Origin of the sequence: Isoptericola sp. b515 (genome assembly GCF_030588125.1) — a bacterium.
In the GTDB taxonomy this organism is placed as follows: domain Bacteria; phylum Actinomycetota; class Actinomycetes; order Actinomycetales; family Cellulomonadaceae; genus Isoptericola; species Isoptericola sediminis.
Genome location: NZ_JAUQYR010000001.1, coordinates 770,861 through 791,339, shown reverse-complemented (window position 1 = coordinate 791,339; position 20,479 = coordinate 770,861). Strand labels below are relative to the sequence as shown.

Annotated in this window: 14 protein-coding genes and 1 pseudogene; 6 read left to right on the top strand and 9 right to left on the bottom strand. The window is 68.7% G+C overall.

The genetic code is table 11. The features are described 5' to 3' along the window. Positions 1-93 precede the first annotated feature (93 nt). Genes Q6350_RS03615 through Q6350_RS03595 form a run of 5 tightly spaced genes read left to right on the top strand, consistent with a single transcriptional unit; the run spans position 94 to position 6,014 of the window. Positions 94-861 (top strand): hypothetical protein, encoded by a 768-nt coding sequence (locus Q6350_RS03615; protein ID WP_305065264.1) that lies wholly within the window; start codon positions 94-96, stop codon positions 859-861. Next, positions 854-3,379, top strand: coding sequence for a hypothetical protein (locus Q6350_RS03610; protein ID WP_305065263.1), 2,526 nt, complete (start codon positions 854-856; stop codon positions 3,377-3,379). The genes Q6350_RS03615 and Q6350_RS03610 overlap by 8 nt, the downstream gene beginning before the upstream one ends. A 35-nt stretch (positions 3,380-3,414) precedes the next feature. Then, the gene (locus Q6350_RS03605; RefSeq protein ID WP_305065261.1) at positions 3,415-3,798 is read left to right on the top strand and encodes a hypothetical protein; all 384 of its coding nucleotides are present in this window, start codon (positions 3,415-3,417) and stop codon (positions 3,796-3,798) included. Between the two features lie 9 nt (positions 3,799-3,807). Further along, positions 3,808-4,326, top strand: a complete 519-nt coding sequence (locus Q6350_RS03600; protein ID WP_305065259.1) for a hypothetical protein — start codon at positions 3,808-3,810, stop codon at positions 4,324-4,326. Further along, positions 4,326-6,014, top strand: a complete 1,689-nt coding sequence (locus Q6350_RS03595; RefSeq protein WP_305065257.1) for an Hsp70 family protein — start codon at positions 4,326-4,328, stop codon at positions 6,012-6,014. Before Q6350_RS03600 ends, Q6350_RS03595 begins: the two co-directional genes overlap by 1 nt. A gap of 207 nt (positions 6,015-6,221) precedes the next feature. On the opposite strand, the gene Q6350_RS03590 is transcribed toward Q6350_RS03595, so the two are convergent. Continuing rightward, complete coding sequence (locus Q6350_RS03590; RefSeq protein ID WP_305065255.1) at positions 6,222-6,452, bottom strand: hypothetical protein; 231 nt, start codon at positions 6,450-6,452, stop codon at positions 6,222-6,224. 105 nt (positions 6,453-6,557) lie between these two features. Between Q6350_RS03590 and Q6350_RS03585 the strand changes: the two genes are divergently transcribed. Beyond that, positions 6,558-7,754, top strand: a complete 1,197-nt coding sequence (locus Q6350_RS03585) for a helix-turn-helix domain-containing protein (RefSeq protein ID WP_305065254.1) — start codon at positions 6,558-6,560, stop codon at positions 7,752-7,754. Positions 7,755-7,780: 26 nt separating this feature from the next. Here the strand turns inward: Q6350_RS03585 and Q6350_RS03580 are convergent, their stop codons facing one another. From Q6350_RS03580 to Q6350_RS03550, 8 genes and pseudogenes are all read right to left on the bottom strand, one after another. Next, positions 7,781-8,458 (bottom strand): phage holin family protein, encoded by a 678-nt coding sequence (locus Q6350_RS03580; RefSeq protein WP_305065252.1) that lies wholly within the window; start codon positions 8,456-8,458, stop codon positions 7,781-7,783. A 188-nt stretch (positions 8,459-8,646) separates the two neighbouring features. Next, a complete protein-coding gene (locus tag Q6350_RS03575; RefSeq protein ID WP_305065250.1) occupies positions 8,647-10,497 on the bottom strand; it encodes a DUF262 domain-containing protein in 1,851 nt (616 codons plus the stop codon). A 107-nt stretch (positions 10,498-10,604) separates the two neighbouring features. After that, positions 10,605-11,318 carry an LURP-one-related/scramblase family protein gene (locus Q6350_RS03570; protein ID WP_305065248.1) on the bottom strand — a complete coding sequence of 238 codons (714 nt, stop codon included), beginning with the start codon at positions 11,316-11,318 and terminating at the stop codon, positions 10,605-10,607. Between the two features lie 48 nt (positions 11,319-11,366). Next, positions 11,367-11,459: pseudogene (locus Q6350_RS15335) on the bottom strand (DUF2510 domain-containing protein); the annotation flags it as partial. Then, positions 11,456-11,764: a TM2 domain-containing protein gene (locus Q6350_RS03565; protein WP_305065246.1), complete on the bottom strand. Its 309-nt coding sequence runs from the start codon at positions 11,762-11,764 to the stop codon at positions 11,456-11,458. The gene Q6350_RS03565 and the pseudogene Q6350_RS15335, both read right to left, overlap by 4 nt. 106 nt (positions 11,765-11,870) lie before the next feature. Then, positions 11,871-16,748, bottom strand: coding sequence for a class I SAM-dependent DNA methyltransferase (locus Q6350_RS03560; RefSeq protein WP_305065244.1), 4,878 nt, complete (start codon positions 16,746-16,748; stop codon positions 11,871-11,873). Beyond that, entirely contained in the window at positions 16,748-19,768 is a 3,021-nt protein-coding gene (locus Q6350_RS03555; protein ID WP_305065243.1) for a helicase-related protein, read from the bottom strand. Before Q6350_RS03555 ends, Q6350_RS03560 begins: the two co-directional genes overlap by 1 nt. Before the next feature lie 137 nt (positions 19,769-19,905). Next, positions 19,906-20,412: a hypothetical protein gene (locus Q6350_RS03550; protein ID WP_305065241.1), complete on the bottom strand. Its 507-nt coding sequence runs from the start codon at positions 20,410-20,412 to the stop codon at positions 19,906-19,908. Between the last annotated feature and the right edge of the window lie 67 nt (positions 20,413-20,479).

Below are 20,479 nucleotides of genomic sequence, written 5' to 3'. Positions count from 1 at the left end.
TGCGGCCAAGACTTCACCCGCGCCGTGGCGTCACGGACGGTCCCTTCACCGCTAGGTTCGTCTTCTCAGATGCCCCATTCGCGAGGAGTGTTCATGGCAACGGTGAGCGACGACGCCGGAGAGCACAAAGCGGTCGCCCGGATGCTCCTCGCCGGTCTGGACAGGGCCGTCCAGATCGGCCGGCCGGCGATCCTGTCCCACGTCCGAGGGACCGTTCGCCGCGCCCCGGACGCCGACCCGGAGAAGGTCATCAAGCTGCTGGGGCGACAGTTCACCGCTGCCGTCTGCGCCTCAGGAGCCGCAGCCGGAGGAGCGGCGGCCGCACCCGCGGTGGGTCTCCCGGCGGGCCTGGCACTGGCCGTCGCCGATGCCGGGACCTTCACCACCGTCGCGACCACGTACGTGCTCGCCGTGGCCGAGGTCCACGGGATCCCGACCGAGGACGTCGTCCGGCGCCGCACCTTGCTCCTCGGGATCCTGCTCGGGGACTCCGCCAACCCCGCCATCAACAAGGTCGCGGGCAAGGTGGGTGGCCACTGGGGCAAGAAGGTCGTCGAGGGTGTGCCGCTCCAGGCTCTGAAGAACGTCAACAAGGTGCTCGGCCACAACTTCGTGACGAAGTACGGGACGAAGCAGGGAATTCTCGTGCTCGGAAAGTCGGTGCCGTTCGGCATCGGCGCCGCCATCGGGGCGGGCGGCAATGCCGCGTTCGCGCAGTTCACCGTCCGCTCGACGAAGAAGGTCTTCGGGCCGGCGCCGGCCGAGATGCCCATCCACCTTCGACCGGACGCCGACTGCGGAGCGCCCCCGACGGTGCCGATCGACGAGGACATCATCGACGGCGAGTTCGTCCATGACTGACCCGGCTGTCCGGCTTGATGCGTCAAAGATGCCGCAGGACGATGCAGCATTGGCTGTCGAGGCTCCCGTTGTGCGCGGCAGGAATGTCGCTTCCGTCCGCCGTCTGAGGAGAGGGTTCCGACGGCACCTGGTCGTGGTGCTCGACCAGCACGACGGCGGACATTCCTGTGAGATCGTCTGGCCGGACGGTCGTACCGAATGGATCGCGGAGGAGAGGCTTTCGGAGGCTCTGTTCATCGTCGCCCCTGATCGCGCTCTGCGGTCACATGCCGGGCGCCTGTGGAGCGTCATCCGCAAGGAATCCGTCACTCGGCTGTCCGTCGAGGTCCAGAACGTGATCCGGCGGCGGATCGACGCCCTGTTGGCCGACCAGGGTCAGGCCGTCGGAGTTCTTCTCGATCGCAAGGCGCTCGAGCTGACAGCGGACGAGTGCTTCTCCTTGCCGATCGACACGTGGCGAGTCGCCTACGAGATCATCCACGACAAGGACGACATCGCCGAATGGGCGAGCGTCGCCAGGATCGTCGTCAGGGATCCAGCCGCGCCCCTGGGTATCCGGACGCGAGTGGCGGCCCGGTTCGGGTTCGACGCCTCGATGCTGACCGAGGACGTGGCCGCGCTGTTGTCCGGTGCCGATGGTGCCGGAAGCCACCGAGATCGAGCGGCATCGGTGGCCGAGGAGTTCCGTTCTTCCGGGTGGATCGAGGCCGGTGACCAGATCTTGCAGACCCTGCGCGACCCGCGCTGGCCGGTGCGGACATCGGGGGCGGCACTGATGCTCGCACTGCTAGACGGCCGGCACCAGGGCGTGCCGACGGTCACCGTGCCGCCGCAGGTCCCGGTGTCGATCATCGACGAGCTGATCGACGGGCGAGTGGCGGTCGTCGACGGGTCTGCTCTGCGGGGCTCGGTGGGGCCAACCGGCCATGACCTGCGGACCTATGTCATGGCCCGCACCCGACCCGACGAGCTGACGACGGCGCAGGTCCGTGATCTGAGCTTCACCCACGAGATCTTCAGGCGAGCGGTCGTCGGGGAGAAGGGACTGGGCAGCGACCTGTCCGGTACGGACAAGATCCTGTTCGACGCGATCGAGGCTGTGAGAGCCGCCCGCACGCCGGAGGATCTCGGTGGAGACCCGACCCTGACAGCACTTGTCGATGTGCTTGGGCGTGGTGAAGGAGCGGCAGCCCCGGACGCGCTGCTCCAGGACCCGACCGTCTGGGCCGTGCTGGTCGAACGAGGTGTGCTGGCGGATCGTCCGACGTCGACCGTCGGTCGGAAGTACACGGAGTACTCGTCGTTGCGGCAGGCGCGGCAGGCGCTCTTCGAGTGGGACTGGGGCAGGGCGAGAGCGCTGGCACTCGAGGGACTGCGAGTGGCGCAGCGTGAGGCGATCCGGGACGAGCTGCTCAACATCCTGGCTTGCGTTCACTGGCTCAACGGTGAGCCGGATGCCGCGCTGGCTGCCCTGGACAAGGCGCTCGAGGGCGAATACACCCATGGACTTCTCACCAACGCGGCCGTTGTGGCGAGTGGCGTCGAGCGCCAACAAGCTATCGACCGTTTCGTGAGGCTTGCTCACGACGCGACAAGCGGTCGCCAACGTGCCATGGCCGCGGAGCGAGCCCTCGTCCTCTGGCAGGACGCCGACGAACGCGCCTGGGAGGGCGGGACCGAAGAGTTGCCGTCCGAGATCGTCGGAGCTCTCCGCAGCCTGATCGCCGAAGACCTCCCCGACGAGCGCTACGTCAGGCTGCTCCGCACCTTGGCCGTCCATGACGACGAGTGGTTCTCCGCGAGGTCGGTCGACGACTTCGGCGTTCATCGTGACAGGTCCGCGGTGCGGGTCTTCAGGGCGAGGGCTGCGGGCCTCGACGAGTACATCAACCAGATCGCGGACGAGTTCCGACGGGGGCACGCCGAACCGTGGCTCGAGCTGGATCGCGACCAGCTCGTCGGGTCGCTCGTCGACTTCATGATGGACCACAGCGAGGAGCCGGCCGCTGCCTACTTCGGCATGTCGATCCTGGAGGCGGGAGTGCCACTGGCCGCGGAGCAGAGGATTCCTCTGGTGTGCCTGACCATCCGGTCGGTCACGCAAAGGATCGACCCCGATGAGGGTGAGCCCAACACCAAGTTCATCGCATGGCTCCGCGGTGCCCGCGACCAGCTCCACGAGGTCGACGACGACCGACGGGAGAGTTTCGCGATGATCGTGGCGATGGCAGGTGACGGGCTCGGCGCGGCACATGCCGCATTCCGGCACCGCCAGTTCGACGAGGTCAGCGGCATGGTCGAGCAGATCCTCGAACGTGTGAGGAGGACACCGTCCCATCGCGTCGACTTCGCGGTCGTCGCACGACTGCTCCGTCCCGCGCGCGAGTTCGTCGTCGACACCCAGACCCTTCTCGACGAGGTGAGGCCCCTCGTGTCGGACAGCGACCTGCGCGACTACATCGAGGCGATCGTCGGTGACGCCAGAAGTCTGAACAGGAAGATCGGCAGGTTGGTATGAGCGACGATCGTCGGAACCCGTACCTGATCCTCGGCTTGCCCTACGGCGCGACGAAGTCCGAGGCAGCCCGGGCCTTCGCCCGGGCCACGCGACGTCTCCGGAAGACTGCCGACGCACCGTATGACCTCGAGGACGTCAACTGGGCGCTGCATGCCGTGGAGCAGCGGATCGAGGATCCGTCGGCGAGCATCGACGACTACCGCGTGCCGGCCGACAACGGCGCGTACGACGCTCCCCCGGGGCACGGGCTGTTCGACCCGCCGGTCGAACCGTATCCGCGCCGCACGGGGCCCGTGACCGCCGAGGACCGCCAGCAGATCGAGGCGGTGATCCTGCGTGAGGTGGTCCAGAACCTCGTGGACGACGCCGCACGAGACGCACTGCCACGGCTTCACAAGTTCATCGGAGAAGAGGCCTGAATGTTCGGGATGAATAGCAGGGAAGCCGGTCGACGTCTCGAAGCCGTCGACCGCAGGCTCGAGATGATCTACACGGCGCTGGTCGTGAGAGATCCCGGGACGCATCTGTCGGCCGACGCCTACGAAGGGCTCCGCAAGCAGGTGATCGCCTCCGCCACGGACCGGCTGCGCCACGTCGCTCAGCTGGCGGAGTTCGATCTCGCGCTCGCTCGCGGAGCCGACGCCGACGACCTCCGGGCGCTGGTCTCGCAGTGGTTGTCCCAGGCCGGAGTCGCCCGTGTCGACGACCCGGAGCTGCGGGATGCGTTCGAGCCGTTCCACCTCGACGGCTCGAGTGCCGAGGTCGACCTTCCGGGGTACGTCGACACCAACACCGGGCGGGTTGTCAAGCAGGGGCGTCTTCGACGGGTCTCGACCCAGGATGCGGCAGCAACCGAGCCGGCCGTGACGTCACCGACGAAGGAAGCCGTGGCCGATCCGGCTGTCCCCGTCAGCGCTGAGGACGGCGCCGAGATCAAGGAGTCCTGATGACGAGCGTGGGTATCGACTTCGGCACGACGAATTCCGTGGTGGCACATTTCGCGGCCGGTTCTCCCGCGGTGCTGTCGTCCGACGAGCCGCCGGCGGACTGGGCCGGGCTGGGCTTCGACCGGGTGCTGCCGACCGTCTTCGGACGAGGTCTCGACGACCGGCCGATCTTCGGGTGGCAGGCCAAGCAACGACCGGGCAGCCTCGCCGCGGTCAAGCGGCTGCTCCGTGCCGAGGAGCGGGCGGAGGTCGACGGCATCGAGTACTCCGTCGAGGAGATCGCCACGTTGATCTTCGGGCACCTCAAGCGCTCCGGCGCTGCGCAGGGCGTCGGGTTCGACCAGGCCGTGGTGACCATCCCCGCGAACAGCCGGGGGATCGCCCGCTACCGGACCAAGCTGGCGGCAGGGATGGCCGGTGTCCAGGTTCAGGCCCTCATCAACGAGCCGACCGCTGCCGCGATGTCCTACAGCATGCGATCGGCCACCGAGGAGACGCTCATGGTCGTGGACTGGGGCGGTGGCACGCTCGACGTCACGATCCTGCGCAACGTCGAGGGTGTCTTCATGGAGCAGGCGTCCAAGGGTATCCAGAAGCTGGGCGGGCTGGACTTCGACTCGGCGCTCGCGCGGCTCGTCCTCGACACCGTGTCGGACTCCGACAGGTGGACCCAGGACGAGCGGACCGGCTTCCGCCTGGACGTCGAACGAGCGAAGATCCAGCTCTCCGAGCTCGAAGAGGTCAGCGTCCCTCTGCCAGGCGGCCAGTACCGCCGCATCACGCGCCCCATGTACGAACAGGTCATCCAGAGCCAGGTGCATCGTGTCCGCGAGCCCATCGAGCAGTGCCTGAAGGACCTCGGCGGCAGCGCGAGCGACATCGACGCCCTCGTTCTCGTCGGCGGCACCTGCAAGACGCCGCTCATCAGGCGCTTCGTCGCCGATGCGGTGGGGCTCAGCCCGGCGCCCGGCATCGACCCGATGACGGCGGTCGCCGAGGGTGCCGCCGTGGCATCCGCGATCCTCGGAGGCGACCTCGACGACCGTGACTTCTTCGTCTCGACGGAGCACGCTCTCGGCACCAAGGTGCTCAACCCGAACGTCGGCCTCGTCTTCTCCGAACTGATCCCGCGCAACCACAAGCTCCCCGCGCGTGCGACGGAGACCTTCACGCCGGTGCGCGACTTCCAGGACCAGCTCCAGGTCGAGGTGGTCGAGGGAGATCCGGAGAAGCCTCTGGACGACGACGACAACGTGGTGCTCAAGGAATGGACGATCACGCTCCCGGAGCCGCGGGCGTTCGGGGAGATCTCGATCGACCTCACCTACAGCTACGACGTCGACGGCATCCTTCACGTCCACGGGGAGGACAGCCTCGGGAATGTCGTCCTCGACGAGGCGGTGTCGTACGGCGCCTCGGTCGACAAGCGAGAGCTCACGCGCATCGCTCAGCGTGTGTCACGCACCCTGGACGAGGACCGGATCGCGGGCCCGCCCGGTCCGTCCGCGAGCTCGCTGAGCGCTGCTGATCGCCAGCTCGTGAACGACGTCCAGGCGAAGATCCTGCCGTTCATCGATGACGCCGAGGCGACTCAGCTGCGGAGCGCCGTCACACGTCTCGAGGGGGGAGACGCTTCTGCTGCCGCGGAGCTGCAGGCCGCCACGCGCCAATACAGCTACCTCCTCTGAGACGGAGCCCTCTATGCGGATGCAGGCGTCCTTCGGTCTGTATCCGCACAGAGGGCTCCCGGGCTGTCCTCGCCCGCCGAGCTCCTTGTCCGTGCGTCCGCTTCGCCCGTTCCCAGGGCGCACGTACCGAAACATGAGCATGATGCCGGGCCGAGAGTACTGTGGCTCGCTGCGTCGGGATCTGGGTGGTATGCCCTGAGGCGACGACTAGGCCCATGCGGCCGAGGTCCCCCCGCGGGGCCGGTCGGTGCGCCGCCAGGCCTCTCGGCTGGCCTTTACCAGCCGAGCAGCTGAATGTGTCGACTCGTGCACGTCGCGCATGAACTCCTTCGCTGCGACGACGACCGCAGGGTCCTTGCGCACTTGGTTGGCCCTGTCGGCGGCTTCGGTCGCCGTGAGGACGATCTGGATCGTCTTGGTGATGTCGATGTGTCCCATGGTCGTCCTCCTCGTCGGAGCTCCGAAGGAGCTGGTGCTTCCAGTGAACTACGCCTAGCGCGATTTAGCAACACTAAGTGTGGAGGTATTTGCTATAGTGCTTCCATGGGGTACGCCGCCAAGGCTCTCGGTCAGGCGATCAGGGAGCGTCGGGAAGAGCTCGGGCTGAGTCAGGAGCAGCTCGGCAAGCAGGCCGGCTACGGCACGGGCGCGGGAGTATCCGTGTCACGCATCGAATCGGGCACGACCAGGCCCGGCCCGAGGCGTTTCGAAGGCATCGCCCTGGCCCTGCAGCTCACGCCAGGGCAGCTCGAGGATCGGGCAGAGCGACGAGCCCGGGAGGACGCGGCTCAGTGGGACGAGCGGATGGCGGAGCCGGGCGCCAGGAGGAACCGGCGTGCCCTCAAGGAACGCCTGGCCGCCGTGCGGGAGGAGACCAGGAAGCGCGCTGATCTCGTTGCCGAGCTCGGTGAGGCCTTCAACGCAGCGCACGACACGGCCCGGGACGAGTTCTTGCTGGAGTTCGTCAGGACTGCACGCGATATTCGGGGCGTGCCGGAGTCCGGCGCCAAGGGCGCAGAGGGGTCCGCTGACAACGACACCCTCCCGATCGACATTCCTCAGTTCGCGGAGGGGACCTCCGAGGCGCGTGCACGTGGACTCGCACGTCGGATCGTTGCGACGCTCGCGGGCGGTGACGGTGACGGTGACGCTGGAGCTGGCGTGGAGAACGCCGAGACGTACCGCTCCTTCATGGCAGCGGTGTTGTCGAGCAAGGGCGAGCGGGGCGGCCCTGGACCCGCGGGCGTCACCGGATCGCCGCTCGGCCGCGGTGGTTCCCTGCTGCTTCTCGGGATCGCCACAGGCCCAGGCACGATGCTCGCGGCCAGCAGGCTCCTCTTCCTCTCAAGGCGACGGAGTCGTGCTGAGGAGGAACAGTTGCTCGCCCAGCTGGACGAGGCAGATGCCAAGTTCGATGCGAGTCAGCGCGGGTTCGACCACATGATCGATGCGCTGACGCGTGCCACGTCAATACTCGAGATCATCGGTCTTCACGCTGGCTGGCGGCTCCAGCAGTGGAAGCGCGGCCTTGACAGAGCCCCGGTCGAGTGGCGGACGCTCACCCCTGAACAGCAGGAGGCGTACCGAAGGTTCGTAGCTATCGCCGCCTGCCAGATCGCTGTCGAAAGCCTCGACGTCGCGAGGTTCATGACGGTCGACGGGGCGGACCTGGAGGCCTTGATCGAAGGAGTCGACGAGACGTTGGCAGATGCCAAGGCGACGGTGGACCTACTCGCCTGAGGCGTGGTGCCCGCGCGGTCGTGCGACTACTCCTGGATGGCTGCCACGAGGGACGACGCAAAGGCCTGGAAGACCGCGATGAGTGCCGACGCCAGCAGTGCCCAACCGAAGCCGTCGATCGTCAGGCCCCAGTCCGCGTCGTCCGACGGTCGGAAAAGAAAGCTGAGCAGGTAGAGAGACACGATGTTCGTCACAAGACATACGAGGGCGAACGGGATGGCGTCCTCGACATCGATGACTGCTCGGAGCATGAGGAAGCTCAGGAAGAATCCACCGAACAGCAGCATGATCACCGTTTCCCAGAATCCTCGCTGCTCCGGTGCAAGGCTGACGTGATGCCCGGTGACGAACGTGGAGAGCCACAGCCCGAGCGCCGAGACCAGCACGCGGGCCACGGCCTGGGTGAACAGCGCGGTCACGACCAGGGCGATGACCGCGAGGTAAATCCCCTCGAACACCCATCCGGTGATGAACCGCGCAGGAGACTGGGGCCCTGCCCCGAAGAGCCCGGCCACCCACTTGCCGAGGAAGTAGGGACCGACGGCAACCAGCCCGAGAAGCACCGCGCCGAAGATGAAGGTCGCGCAGCCCTCCATGTCGCGGTTTGACTCGCCTACGCTGATCGGACCGAAGCCGACGCCGACTCCGCGATTGCTCACCCCGCCGCGAAGTGGGCCGATACCGCCCCCCACACCGATCCTCATGCCACCCCAACTCCCTTGCCCCATGAGCCCGGTGACGAGGATATCGAACTAAACAGTCATATCGGCTTTCACGGGCATTGGGCCCCAGGTTCTCGCGGGTGAAATCTCGTGCCGGCCGAGTTCCTGACGTCGTGTGTCTCGGCTCCGCTTCCCAGACCGGGAGTCACCGCAGCTGTCGCGAGGTCAGCTCAGGGGGTTTCCCGCGGCCAGACCGCGCAGATCCGTTCTGCGATCGACGCCGACCGTGCGGAGATGTCGTCGTCCGTCCACGCGGTGCCGTGCTCGTCGACGAGCTCCTTCGAGAGCACGAGCAGCGAGTACTTGGCGAGCAGGCTGCGCTTGCCGAGACCAGCGTGCCCGCCGGCGCTGAGGTCCGACGACTCCGCGTCGGTCCACGGCCGGTTCGACAACGTGCCGTTGAGGGGCTGGCTGATGAGCGTCAGGTTGCCGATCGTGTCGACGTGCCGGTCCCTCGCCGCGGCATCCTCCGGGGTGAGCTTCGGGTCCTCGTCCCAGTGGTGGCGCCAGGCGCGGGGCATGACGTGCTCGATCTGGAGCTTGGTGGGCAGGGACACGTCCTCGTGCTGCTTGGTGCGCAGGTGCTGCTCGACCGCGCTCAGCACCTCCTTGAGCCGGTTCTGGCGGACGTTGCCGTAGAGACGAACCTTCGGCAGCTGCTCGACCATCTCGACGTCCGTGGGCCAGTAGCGCGAGTTCGCCGTCTGCTGGGTCAGGAAGTCGCGGACAGCCTGCCCGGCTTCGTCCACAGGCGTCTGATCGAGGATCTTGAGGATCGCGACCATCATGCGGTTCACGTCGCGCATCGTGACGCTGAGGAGCGTACGTCGGATCACCCAGCTCTCCAGGGCCCCGAGGCCGATACGTACCTGCTGCTCGGGGACCCGATGGTTGGCCGAGATCATCCACAGGAGCAGCGGTGTGGTCGCGGCGAGCTCCATCGTCTCGATGACCCGCCCGTAGAACGACCCCTCAGGCGTGGACACGTCGAGCTGGGCGAACGAGCGGTACGTGTCAGCGTCCTTGCGCAGCGCCCCGAGGAAGTGCTCGGCCTCGGTGGCCGACTGCATGAGGGGCGCCGCGTGCTGGGTGAAGACCCGGAAGACGTTCTCGGTCCGGACCTCGTCGCGCGTACGCATGGTGAGCCAGTACTGCAGGAAGATGTCGATCCGCGACCGCAGCGCGCGGCCCTGGGAGATCTCCTGCCGCCACCAGTCGTCGTCGAAGTCGGCCCAGAACGTCTCGGGCCACTCCTCGACCTCGGCACCGACGCGGTGCCCGGTCTGGAAGATCCAGTTCTTGACCAGATCAGCACGCAGCAGCGGAGTCCCGCGGTCGTTGAGCGTCTCGAAGATGAGCTGCGACTCCTCGCTGTCCGTCAGGTTGATCGTGACGAGCAGCAGCCGCAGCTGCAGCGTGCTGGACAACGCGCCGGCGCGCGCCTCCTCGGACCCCGGGGGAGCGACACCGTCGACGTCCTCCGTACCGGCGAGCCACGTGGCCGTCTCCTGACGGAAGAACGCATGAGCGGAGACGATGCGGTGCTCGAGCTCGTCCTCGGACTGCGGGTCCATCGCATGGGCGAACGCGTCACGGTCGTTGCGTGACGGCCAGAGCTTGAAGCGTTCGGCCTTGCCCTTGTACTTGCTGCCCTTGTTGAGGATCAGGTCCTCGAGGTCCTCGGCGATGTCCTCGTGCCCGCGCTCGACCAGCACCTGGTGCACGGCGTCGAGGAGGATCTGCAGCGTGGTCGTGCGTTGCTGCCCGTCGATCACGAGGTGGCGTGAGACGTCCCCGGCGATCGTCGGCTGCGACTCGTAGACGACCGCGCCGAGGAAGTGGTTCGGAGCACGGCCGGTCCCGTCGAACGAGAGCTCCGCCTCAGCGAGTCGTGCGACGTCCTCCCACAGCGGCTCCCACTGGTCCTCGGCGTTCCACACGTACGGACGCTGGTACGGCGGGATGATGTAGTGGACCCTGCCTTCGAAGAGCTCACGAGGGGTGGTCGTCTCAGCCTTCACTGATCGCTCCTTGTTGTCGTCCCGCCGCACCGTGTCGGTCGACGCCTGGTCATCATGTGATTGGTCTGCCGATGTCGTGGTCTGCAGCTAGCTCAGTGACGTGCCGCTCAGGTCGACTGCCTGAGCGCCGTGTCGATGGCGAGTGCCGCGGCGACGACGAGCGAACGCAGCGGCTCTTCCAGCGGGCGATGGATCTGCACGACGTAGTTGTCCCCCTTGGTGAAGGACTCCGCGAGCAGCCCGGCCCACGTTCGGGTGATCCGGGCGAGCTCGTTCTCGTTCGCGTCCTGGACGTTGAAGTCCCAGGCTCCCCAGCTCTCGGCGTTGATCGAGCCGAGGACCTGGCCGCCCTGCTCCAGGGTGAAGCGGATCCTGCCGGTGAGACCGAGGTTCTTCTGGACGATCTGGCCCACTGGTGTGCCGTCCGGCAGACCGATGGTCACCTTGGACCGCAGGATCTTGGCCGGCCGCGTGAGGGTCAGTCGAACCCGGCCGTCGAGATCGACGACCTGCAGTCTGACCGCGCGGTTCTGATCGCTCCGCTGGCCCAGCGCCTTGGTCATGAGGCTTCGGCCGACCTCGCGGACGGCCCCGATCCGGTGGCCGTGCTGGTCGAAGACGCCGTACTCGGCCTTGACCTCGAAGAACTTGGCCTTCTGGTTGACGACCAGGACCTGTTCCGTGAACAAGGAGGTCTCGCCGAGGGCATGGGACCAGCCGGCAGCCCCGTGCTGCTCCGTCGCCGCCCCGACGCCCTCCACCTGACGGCGAATCTTCTTGTTCGACCGATCGTTCGAACCGGACGCGGTGGCGGTGACCACCGACGCTCCTGGAGTGGGTTCGTCGATGGCAGGGCGCCCACCGGAGGAGACGTGATGGGTCCATCGCTGTCCGTCCCAGTACCGGTGCTCGTAGCGCCCTGTCGGATCGGCGTACCAGTCGGCGCCGGCTCGGGAAGTCACCGCAGGCCCGCTCGGCGCTCGGCGTTGACCTGTGTGACCTGGGCCGGGAGCGTGAAGAGGTCGATGAGCCAGCCGACCAGGAACCATCCCACGGTCAGCAGGTAGCCCACGCCACGGCCGACCTTGCCCAGGTAGAAGTGGTGCACACCGAGGAATCCGAGGAAGAACCACAGCGCGTAGGCCACGGCAAGCGACTTGTCGGGCCGGGTCGGATATGCCGGGTAGCCCGCGTGATATCGGGGATGGACGGGCTGCGCCGGGACCTGCTGCTGGTAGTACGGCCCTCCGGCACCCGTACCAGCCACCGGCGGGGGTAGCGCCGACGCCGGAGGGGCGACATAGCCGGGCGGGGGCGGCGGCATCGGCGACGGGCCGTGTCCAGGAGCGGTCGGAGTGCTCTCGTGGGGGTGCTCAGACATCTTCTTCCTTCTGGAGGCGGGACTCGAAGACGGCGTAGGCCTGGCGCATGTGGGCCTCGCGGTCGAGAGTCTCGAAGGGGAGCTCGTAGAGGTAGCCGACCTTGCTGCCCTGGTGGGTGGCGGTGAGGTCTTCGTCGGAGTAGCAGCCCTCGTTGCCGCCGCGCTTGCGCCAGGTGGTGAGGACTTCGTTCGGGACGATACGGCCGTTGGCGTCGTAGTGGTCGCGGTTGCGGTCGTAGCCGTACAGCACCGGGAACTGGGTGCGGTAGATCGTGCACAGCTCGTCGGCGGTCAGCCCGAGGGAGAGGGCGACGAGGGCGTCGATCTCCAGCATGGCTTGGCGGCGGTCCTCAGCGCGGCGCAGTGGCGTGTCCGGGGTCCACTCCGGCCCGACGTCGCCGAGGTCGACCCACCCCGTGCGCTCCGGTAGGCCGGTCCACGAGTCGTCGCGGAACTCTGGGTCGTAGCACTCGGCCCACAGGTCGGCGTAGGCGTCGTTCACGCATTGGAGGCGAAGCGTGCGAAGGTGCAGCTGCGCGCGGAGTGGAGTCAGTTCGGGCAGTGGCAGGTTCGCCACCGTTGAGGATCTGATGTTCGCCTTGGGCGCTACACGGATCAGCGAGTCCGCTACGAGCGAGGACGTGACGGACGCTACGTCGACCAAGTAGTTCAGCGGGGCCATTGGCAGCCCAAGCGTGAATACGCCATCGATGTGCGTCGCGCCGGGTGACATCACCGCCGGGATCAATGTCCGCTCGCCCGTATTGGCCGCCATCTTGCGCCAGGCGAGGCGGTAGAAGGCGCGGGCTGAGACGGTCTCGGTGCGAACGGTGGTGCCGTCGGCGCGGGTGGCGGTCTCGACGGCGCGGACGTACTTCGGGTCGACGACGGGAACGTCGATGACAGGGTTGCCGTCGGCACCGATCACGACCTCGCGGGTCCAGTGCGTGTACGACGCGTCGTAAGCCTCGTGGTTGCCACGGGGCTTGTACGACGTCGCGGGGACTGCGTCGGGTGCAAGATCCTCGAGATCGACCGCCGACCAGTCCTGGTTGTGCTTCATGGTCGGGTTGGGAACCTTGTACTGGGGATTCGCCACGTGGAGGTGAGGCCCCTGCAAGATCGCCTCGGTCCAGTCCGCCGGGGCGCCCCACTCGGAGTCGAAGTATCCCTTCGACCGATCGTTCTTCTCGTGCCAGCCAGCGGAGAACTGGAGCCCCATCGAGCCGAGGCGTGGCGCTTCGGAGATCTTGTCGAGTACCGATGCCGTCGAACGGTTCACCGCGTAGACCATGCGGGTCTGGGCGGTTGGCACGTCGCTGGCTTCGAGGGTGGCGTGCCATGTGCGTAGCACAGACCCATCAACGCTGATTACTCGGTCACGGTGAGGACGTACATCCCAACGACCATTGGCGAGTTTCAGGCCTGGCTGTTCACCTGTGCCATCGTGTTCAAGCGAACGCTCAGCAGTCGCGGGCTCGAACATCCAAGTAGCCTGCTGGAAGGCGACGAGCTGTCGGCTGCCGTAGATGTGCACCCCGTAGGAGACCTGGTCGTGCACTTCGAAGAGCATTAGTGCGTTCATGAATTGCCAGTGGCGCCGGAGTCGTCCGTACGTCTCGCCACGGAGCGCGCCGGCCTTCTCGTCCGTGAAGTGGGTCTCCGGGTGGATCAGGCCGATAGTTCCCGACGCTGAATGATGCCGCCAGGTCTGCTCCATGAAACAGCGGTAGAGGTCCGGTTGAAGCCCGACCAGGTGCGGGTAGTCCTGGACGGAGCTGACGAACTCCTTGGTGACCTCGACGTCTCCGACGGCACCGACGACGAAGTCAGCGATGCCGTCGAGCGCGAGGGTCGCCTCGCGCCGTTCTTTGACCTCGGCCTGCGTGGCCTTGTTTTTCAGTTGCCACCAGGGGTCGCCCTCGGCGAGCAGCGCCTCGACGTCCACCATCGGCCGCACCCACGGCGGGTTACCCACCTGGAGGTCGAACCCGCCGCGCGCGGCGAACACCGGCGCGAAGTCGAGCTCCCAGTGGAAGAAGCCTTGCCTCTCGGCCACCCGCTGGCACACGGTCAGCCACGGGTGGTCGGCGAACACGCGGTCGGGCGCGGCGGCGCCGGCGAAGGAGAGCTCGAGGTCCTCGGCCTCGTTGAGCTCGTCCCAGTCGGCTGTGGACGTGAGCGTCTGGTCGCCGCCGCGCCACCCCTTGCCGCGACCGGTCGCCCCGGTTTCGGTGTGCACACCAAGCACGGCGCGGAGCCCGGCGATCCATTCGTCGAGTGTCGGCGGCTCGACGACGACGGACTCGCCTGACCCGTCGGCAGGGTCGATCCGCGTTAGCTCGTCGGTGAGCGGCCAGAACCACAGGGCGCACCAGGCGTCCATGACCAGCCGCAGCCGCTGGTAGGCGCCGCGGGCGTCGGCGAGCGCCGTCTCGATCTGTTCGCGGGTCACCTCGCCGCCGACGGGCAGGTTCTCGGCACCCCAGACGTCGAGGGACCGGCGGATCTGCTGCTCGGCGATCTCGAGGCGCCGGTGCGCGAGATCCCACAGCACCTCGACGCGGTGAGCCAACTTCACCAGCTCGTCGATCTGCTTCTTCGACGGCGTGACGAGCACCGACTTGCGCCAGGCCTTGAGGCGGGCGAGCGCCTCGGGGGCGAGCTCCTTGGCCTCCTTGGCCTCGACGGCGCTGCCCCAGCCGGCGGCGGGCAGCAGGAAGTGGTGGATACGCCCGTCGACGCCGGTGCCGATGCCGCCCGCGAGCGGGACGTCGTCGGGCACGGCCTTGAGCCACGCCTTCTGACGGAGCTGATCGCGGCGGTAGACGGCGCGCCGGGCGCCGATGAGGGAGTTGCCGCGGCGCAGGTGCAGGCCGAACCACGGTGCGGCCAGGCCCTCGCCCATGGTGTCGAGCCAGAGGGAGATCTCGGCGAGCTCGACGGCGGTGCCGTTGAGGTCCACGCCGTACACGTTGTGCAGGGCGATGTACGCCTTGACCTTCTGCAGCTCCCGGGCGTACTCGTCCGGCTCGATCGTCTCGCCGGTCTCGGCCTGGCGGCGGCGCAGGTAGGCGGCGGCGAGCTGGCGCACGGCCTCGATGGCGAACGCTCCGGAACCGAGGGCCGGCTCGCAGACGGTGAGGTCGAGGATCTCCCGCGCTTCGAGCTTGCGCGGGATCTCGCGGCCCTTCCACTCCACCGACTCCGGGTCGGGGTCGTCCGGGCCGATGAGCTCCACCAGGGCCTGGGAGACGGTGAACCGGGTCAGCACCTCGGGCGTGTAGTACGACGCCGACTGCTGCCGTTCGCGACCCGCGAGCCGGAACACGAACGTGCCCTGCTCGTGCACCACGGGCTTCTTCTCGCCGGTGACCGGGTCGTCGAACGTCACGAAGTCCTTCGGCGCGATCCCCTGGGACCGGACCACCGGGACGACCCAGGAGCCCTTCTCGTTGTCGCCGTCCTTGGCGACCTCGTGCAGGTCCTCGGTGGCGAAGAAGCCCGTGTAGCTCATGAGGCCCTCGTACACGGCGCCGAGCTGGTTGATGCCGAGCTCCGCGTACGAGATGAACCCGCGGTCCTTGCCCTTGGACTCCTTGGACAGCAGCAGGTGGCGCAGCACCTGCTGCAGCGCGGCGTTGCCGAGCCCGACGTCGTTGATGAGCTCCGTCGCCTCCGGGACGAAGAGGTCGGCCTTGAGCGGGCGGAAGGTCAGCCCGGCGTCGCCGGCCTCGGTGTCGGTGGTGCCGCCGTCGTGCCCGGTGTCGACCAGGCGGAACAGCGTGCCGAGCGAGGAGTACAGGTGGGTGCCGTGCTCGGCCGCCGGGTCGGCGAGCTCGACGAGGGTGAGCTCGCGCAGGCGGTCGAGGCTGTACCCGCGCTCGTAGACCGGCTCGCCGACGGGCAGCACGCCGAGCTCGGGGGAGGCCTCCGCGTACAGCAGGAAGAGGATGCGGTACAGGTAGCGCAGCGACTGCCGGGCGAGGTTCTGCGCCTCGCCCTGTGGCAGCGGTTCGAGGCCCTGGGCGGCCCGCCGGCGGACCACCTCGTTGGCGATGATCTCGATGGACAGCCGCACACCCTCGCGCAGGTCCTTCGAGACGCCGACGGTGTGCTTGACCGACTCCTCCAGCACGCCCGGCCACCAGAGGTTGCCCTCGGGGTCCGGGGCGAGCGAGGCGGCCTCGACGCAGGTCAGCGCGCGGTCGGTCTCGCCGCCGCGCTTGTCGTCGGCGCGCTCGGCGACGAGCTGCAGGTCGATCGCCAGGTACCGGCCCTCGGCCCAGCGGGCCTTCTCCGCCACCAGCAGCCAGCCACCGGCCAGCACGAGCGCGTAGTCGGGGCCCTCCTCCTGGACGAACAGGTGCGAGAGCAGCCGCGCCACGGAGAAGATCTCGGTCTTCTCGTCGACCTGGTACGGCTCCAGCAGCGTACGGTCGGTGCGCGTGGGCCTGACCGGGTCACCCTTGGCCAGCAGCGACTCGACGTCCTTGACCGCGACCGCCTCGACGATCACGAGCGGGGCCTTGGCCTCCAGACCGGTCGCGTGCACCCACTCGACCGGTCCCTCGCGCTTGGCCTGCAGGGCGGCCGTCGTGTACCCGAGGACGGCGCGCAGCCGCTCGTACAGCTCGGGCAGGACGGCGAACCGGCCGCCCTCCTCGCCGAGCCCGGCCAGGGTGGAGAGCAGCTCCGGGCGGGCCGCGACGAAGCGCGACCGGGCGGTCGGCACTCCCTCCTTGGAGTCGTCGTCCCAGGCCTTGCGTCGTTCCAGCACCTTCGTGCGGAACGACTGCTTGCCGTCCGTGGCGAAGTAGTGCTCGCTGATCCAGTCCTCGCCGACGACGATCGCGTCACTGGCGGCCATCAGATGTTCTCCTCGGTACGGGTCGGCTCGTCGGCCGGCAGGTCGAGACCGGGCGGGACGACGACGAGCAGCGGGCGCAGCAGCGTGCGCTCCGGCAGCATCTCCCGCGCCAGGCGCGACTCCTCGTCGACGTCGGACTGCCGGGTCGTGATCCCGGCCCGGGCGGCCGCGGCCTCGCGGCTCAGCAGGGCGGACGCCTCCATCCGCCAGTACGCGCTCCGCTGGAGCCAGGACTCGACCCGCTGCTGCGTGCTCACCTCGATGGAGGCGACCTGGTCGCCGACGGCGCTCTCGGCCGAGCGCACGGCCTGGCGCACGTACTGCTGGAGACCGGTCGCTCCCACGACCCCGCCGGTGTTCGTGGCGCCGACGTGCAGCGCCCCGATCGCCTCCGCGGCCGTGGCGTGCGGCTGGGGGAGCGCGAAGCTCGGATTCCCGGGGTTGGGGAACCCGACCGTCTGGTACGACGTCGCGACCACCTGGCCGCGCACGTTGTACAGCGCCGCCTGGACCAGCACGGTGAGCATCTCGACGTCGCCGCGGACGGCGAACACCTGGTTGCGGCCCAGCGACGCCAGCGCCCGGTCGGACGCCCACTCGACGACCGGGTGCAGGGGGCCGAGGAAGTGCGCCTCCGGCCACACCGAGGTCGACTCCGCGCTGCGGGCGTTGGTGAGCTCGCGCGTGCCCTGCGCAGTCGTCGTCGCCAGGCGCAGCACCTCGGTGACGCGGCGGTCGGCGAGGTAGGACTGCGGCAGGACCTCCAGGCGCTGGCGCAGGTCCCGCGGTGGCTTCAGCGACGCGACCGAGCCGTTCGCGGCCTTCTTCCACGCCACCCCGTTCGAGGGCTCCTGACCAGGGGTGGTGTAGATCTGCGTCAGCGCGTCCTCGAGGAATGCGAGGTCGTCGTCGTACACCCCCGTGCGGCCGCCCGTCGGTGCCTGGGCCCGCGCAGGGGTCGAGGTCTCCGTGCTCGCGCCGAGGTTCATGAGCCGGGCGAGCAGGCCTGCCGGGCCGCCGTCGTCGGCGACCTCGTCGACCTCCTTGACGACGCTCTCGAGCGTGCGCGCCTGGCGCAGGACGTCGGCGATGCTCTTCTCCTCGGCCGCGACCGAGTACTGGCCCATCAGCGAGGCCGTGTCCCCGAGCGCACGGTGTGCGTGGTGCTCACGGTCGACGAGGCGCGTCAGGACGCGCAGGTCGCCCCCGAACCGGCGGGTGCGCTGCGGGTCCAGCAGGAGCGTCGTGATCTGCGGGGGGTGCTTCTGCCCGTAGCGGTCGATGCGGCCGTTGCGCTGCTCGATCCGGATCAGCGACCACGGGATGTCGTAGTGCACCAGGTGGTGGCAGTGGCTGTGGAGGTTCACGCCCTCGGAGGCCACGTCCCCGGTGACGAGCACCCGGATGGGGGAGGACGCGAGCTTGAAGGACTCCACGACCGCCTGCTGGTCGACGTCGGAGAGCCCGCCGTGCAGGACGGCGACGTTCTCGGCCTTGAGCCCGAGATCCTTGACCAGCCTGTCCTGGAGCCAGCCCAGCGTGGCGACGCGCTCGGCGAAGACGACCGCGCGCATGTCGGAGCCCTTGCCGACGCCGATGCCGCGCAGGTGGTCGCGCAGGGCGTCGTACTTCGCCGAGCGCTCGGTGAGCGATCGGGTCGCCAGGTCGTGGAGGCGCTGCAGCGCGGCGCGCTCGCCGGCGCGTGTGCCGGGCGTCGGGGTGTCGTCCGCGGTGGGGCCGGCGGCGTCGGCGTCGTCCGGCGCGACGAGCGACTCGTCGTCGTCGGCGGTCTCGCGACCGGTCTCCACGGCCCGGAGCCGCTTGCGGACGGACTCCTCGAGGGCCGCCGGCGAGGAGAGGAAAGCCTTGGCGAGCGTCCACGGGAACAGGGTTGCGCCGCCCCGGCCCGAGTACGGGGAGGTGCCGCTCGTGGGCCAGAGCCAGGTGTCCTCCAGCTCGACCGCGATCTCCTCCTCGACAGGCGAGGGCGTCACCGGGATGTTCCGAGGCTGCTTGCGCTCCGCCCAGTCGGCGCCGACCACCGAGGCCACCTCCGGCGAGTGCCGGTGGCGGCGCACGATGAGCCGCTCCACCTGCTTCTCGTCCAGCTCGACGCCGTCGGGCTTCACCGCCGACGGCTCGAGCATGCGGACCAGCGCCGCGAACGACCGCGGGTCGCCGTTGTGGGGCGTGGCCGAGGCCAGGACCAGGGCGTCCGTCTGGCGCGCCAGCATCGAGGCCAGGCGGAAGTTCTGCGTCGAGGCGTTGGTGACGTTGTGCGACTCGTCGATGACGACGGCGTCCCACCGGTGCCGGCGCAGGTGCGCCACGTACTTGTCCGACTTCAGGGTGTCGATCGAGATGATGACCCGCTTGAAGAACGCGAACGGGTTGCGGTTCGCCGGCAGCTTCTGGCGGATGCGCTGGATGCCCGTGGAGTCCAGGCGGACGAACGGCAGCGCGAAGCGCGTCCACAGCTCGAACTGCATCTGCTCCAGCACGTGCTTGGGCGTGACCACCAGGATGCGCTCGCCCCGGCCGCGGCGGGACAGCTCGGACAGGATCATGCCGATCTCGAGCGTCTTGCCGAGCCCGACGGCGTCCGCCAGCAGGATGCGGGGACGCAGGTTGTCCGGGTCGAGGGCCTTGCGGACGGCCTCGAACTGGTATGGCAGCGGGTCGGCGAGCGCGCGGTGCGCCGTCGTCAGCGCGTCCTCCGTGACGGGCACCGGCGTCTTGCGCAGCATCGCCTCCAGCCACAGCCGGGACTCGCGGTAGCGCGGGGACTCGTCGGCGACCACCGCGGCGTCGGCCGGGTCGGCGACCGCGACGTCGTCGATGGCCGTGGAGAACGTCGCCTCGGTGTCCCGGACGAGGCCCGAGAGGCCGACCACGTGGACGAAGTGCCCGTCCGTGGTCGGCTCCACCTGCGTGACGAGCCACTCCTCGTCCCGCACGACGACGGTCGATCCGGGCGCGGCCTCGAACTCGGTGGTCCGCGGCTCCGTCGTTGCTGTCACGCGTGTACCTCTCGGTGGTGCTTCGTTCGTGGCCCGGGGCGGGGATCGTCCCTGCCGAGCGGCAGGGGTCCGTTGCCCGTGGCCACTGGAAGCGTAACCGTCAAGACCGGGCAAAACGGCACCGCTGTGGGGTGAAGTCAGCCGCGTGTGTCGTACCAGCGGGTGTAGGGCGCGAGACGCTCGATCGTCGAGGCGAGGGGGACGTCGTCGAGCTCCTCACGGACCGTCGCGGCGTCCGCCGGCGAGAGCGGGACGAGGGGGCGACGAAGCCTGATGGACCAGGACGTCCCGAGGCTCGAGAACGCCTCGAGGCGGCCGACCAACGGGGCGAGCTCGACGCCGTGGCCGAACGGGGCGACGGGCCCGATCTCGAGGTCGCAGCCCCACGGGAACTCGCGTGGTCCGAAGCGGATCGGCGGGTCCAGGTCGGACACGGCACCGGCCACCCGTGCGGCACCGATCACCCGGCCGCGGTCGCGGGTCGGGTTCTTGAAGGCGCCCCGGGTCGTGTAGAGGAAGACCTCGTCGCCGGGCGCCAGATTCGCGACCTCTGCGCGCCGCGCGGCGGGGAAGGCCGTGCGCGACTCGGTGAGGATCCAGCCCAGCGCTTCCCGGTCGCCGATGACGAGGAGGGACGAGGTCATGGCGACAGCCTGCCATCGGAGGCGTGGTCAGGTGCCGGGGGCTGGGTGGCGGGCGACGGAGATTTCA

Coding starts and splice junctions, on each gene's coding strand:
- Q6350_RS03600 (WP_305065259.1), top strand. CDS start 3,808: ATGAATAGCAGGGAAGCCGGTCGACGTCTCGAAGCCGTCGACCGCAGG.
- Q6350_RS03580 (WP_305065252.1), bottom strand. CDS start 8,458: ATGAGGATCGGTGTGGGGGGCGGTATCGGCCCACTTCGCGGCGGGGTG.
- Q6350_RS03615 (WP_305065264.1), top strand. CDS start 94: ATGGCAACGGTGAGCGACGACGCCGGAGAGCACAAAGCGGTCGCCCGG.
- Q6350_RS03585 (WP_305065254.1), top strand. CDS start 6,558: ATGGGGTACGCCGCCAAGGCTCTCGGTCAGGCGATCAGGGAGCGTCGG.
- Q6350_RS03595 (WP_305065257.1), top strand. CDS start 4,326: ATGACGAGCGTGGGTATCGACTTCGGCACGACGAATTCCGTGGTGGCA.
- Q6350_RS03590 (WP_305065255.1), bottom strand. CDS start 6,452: ATGGGACACATCGACATCACCAAGACGATCCAGATCGTCCTCACGGCG.
- Q6350_RS03610 (WP_305065263.1), top strand. CDS start 854: ATGACTGACCCGGCTGTCCGGCTTGATGCGTCAAAGATGCCGCAGGAC.
- Q6350_RS03550 (WP_305065241.1), bottom strand. CDS start 20,412: ATGACCTCGTCCCTCCTCGTCATCGGCGACCGGGAAGCGCTGGGCTGG.
- Q6350_RS03560 (WP_305065244.1), bottom strand. CDS start 16,748: ATGGCCGCCAGTGACGCGATCGTCGTCGGCGAGGACTGGATCAGCGAG.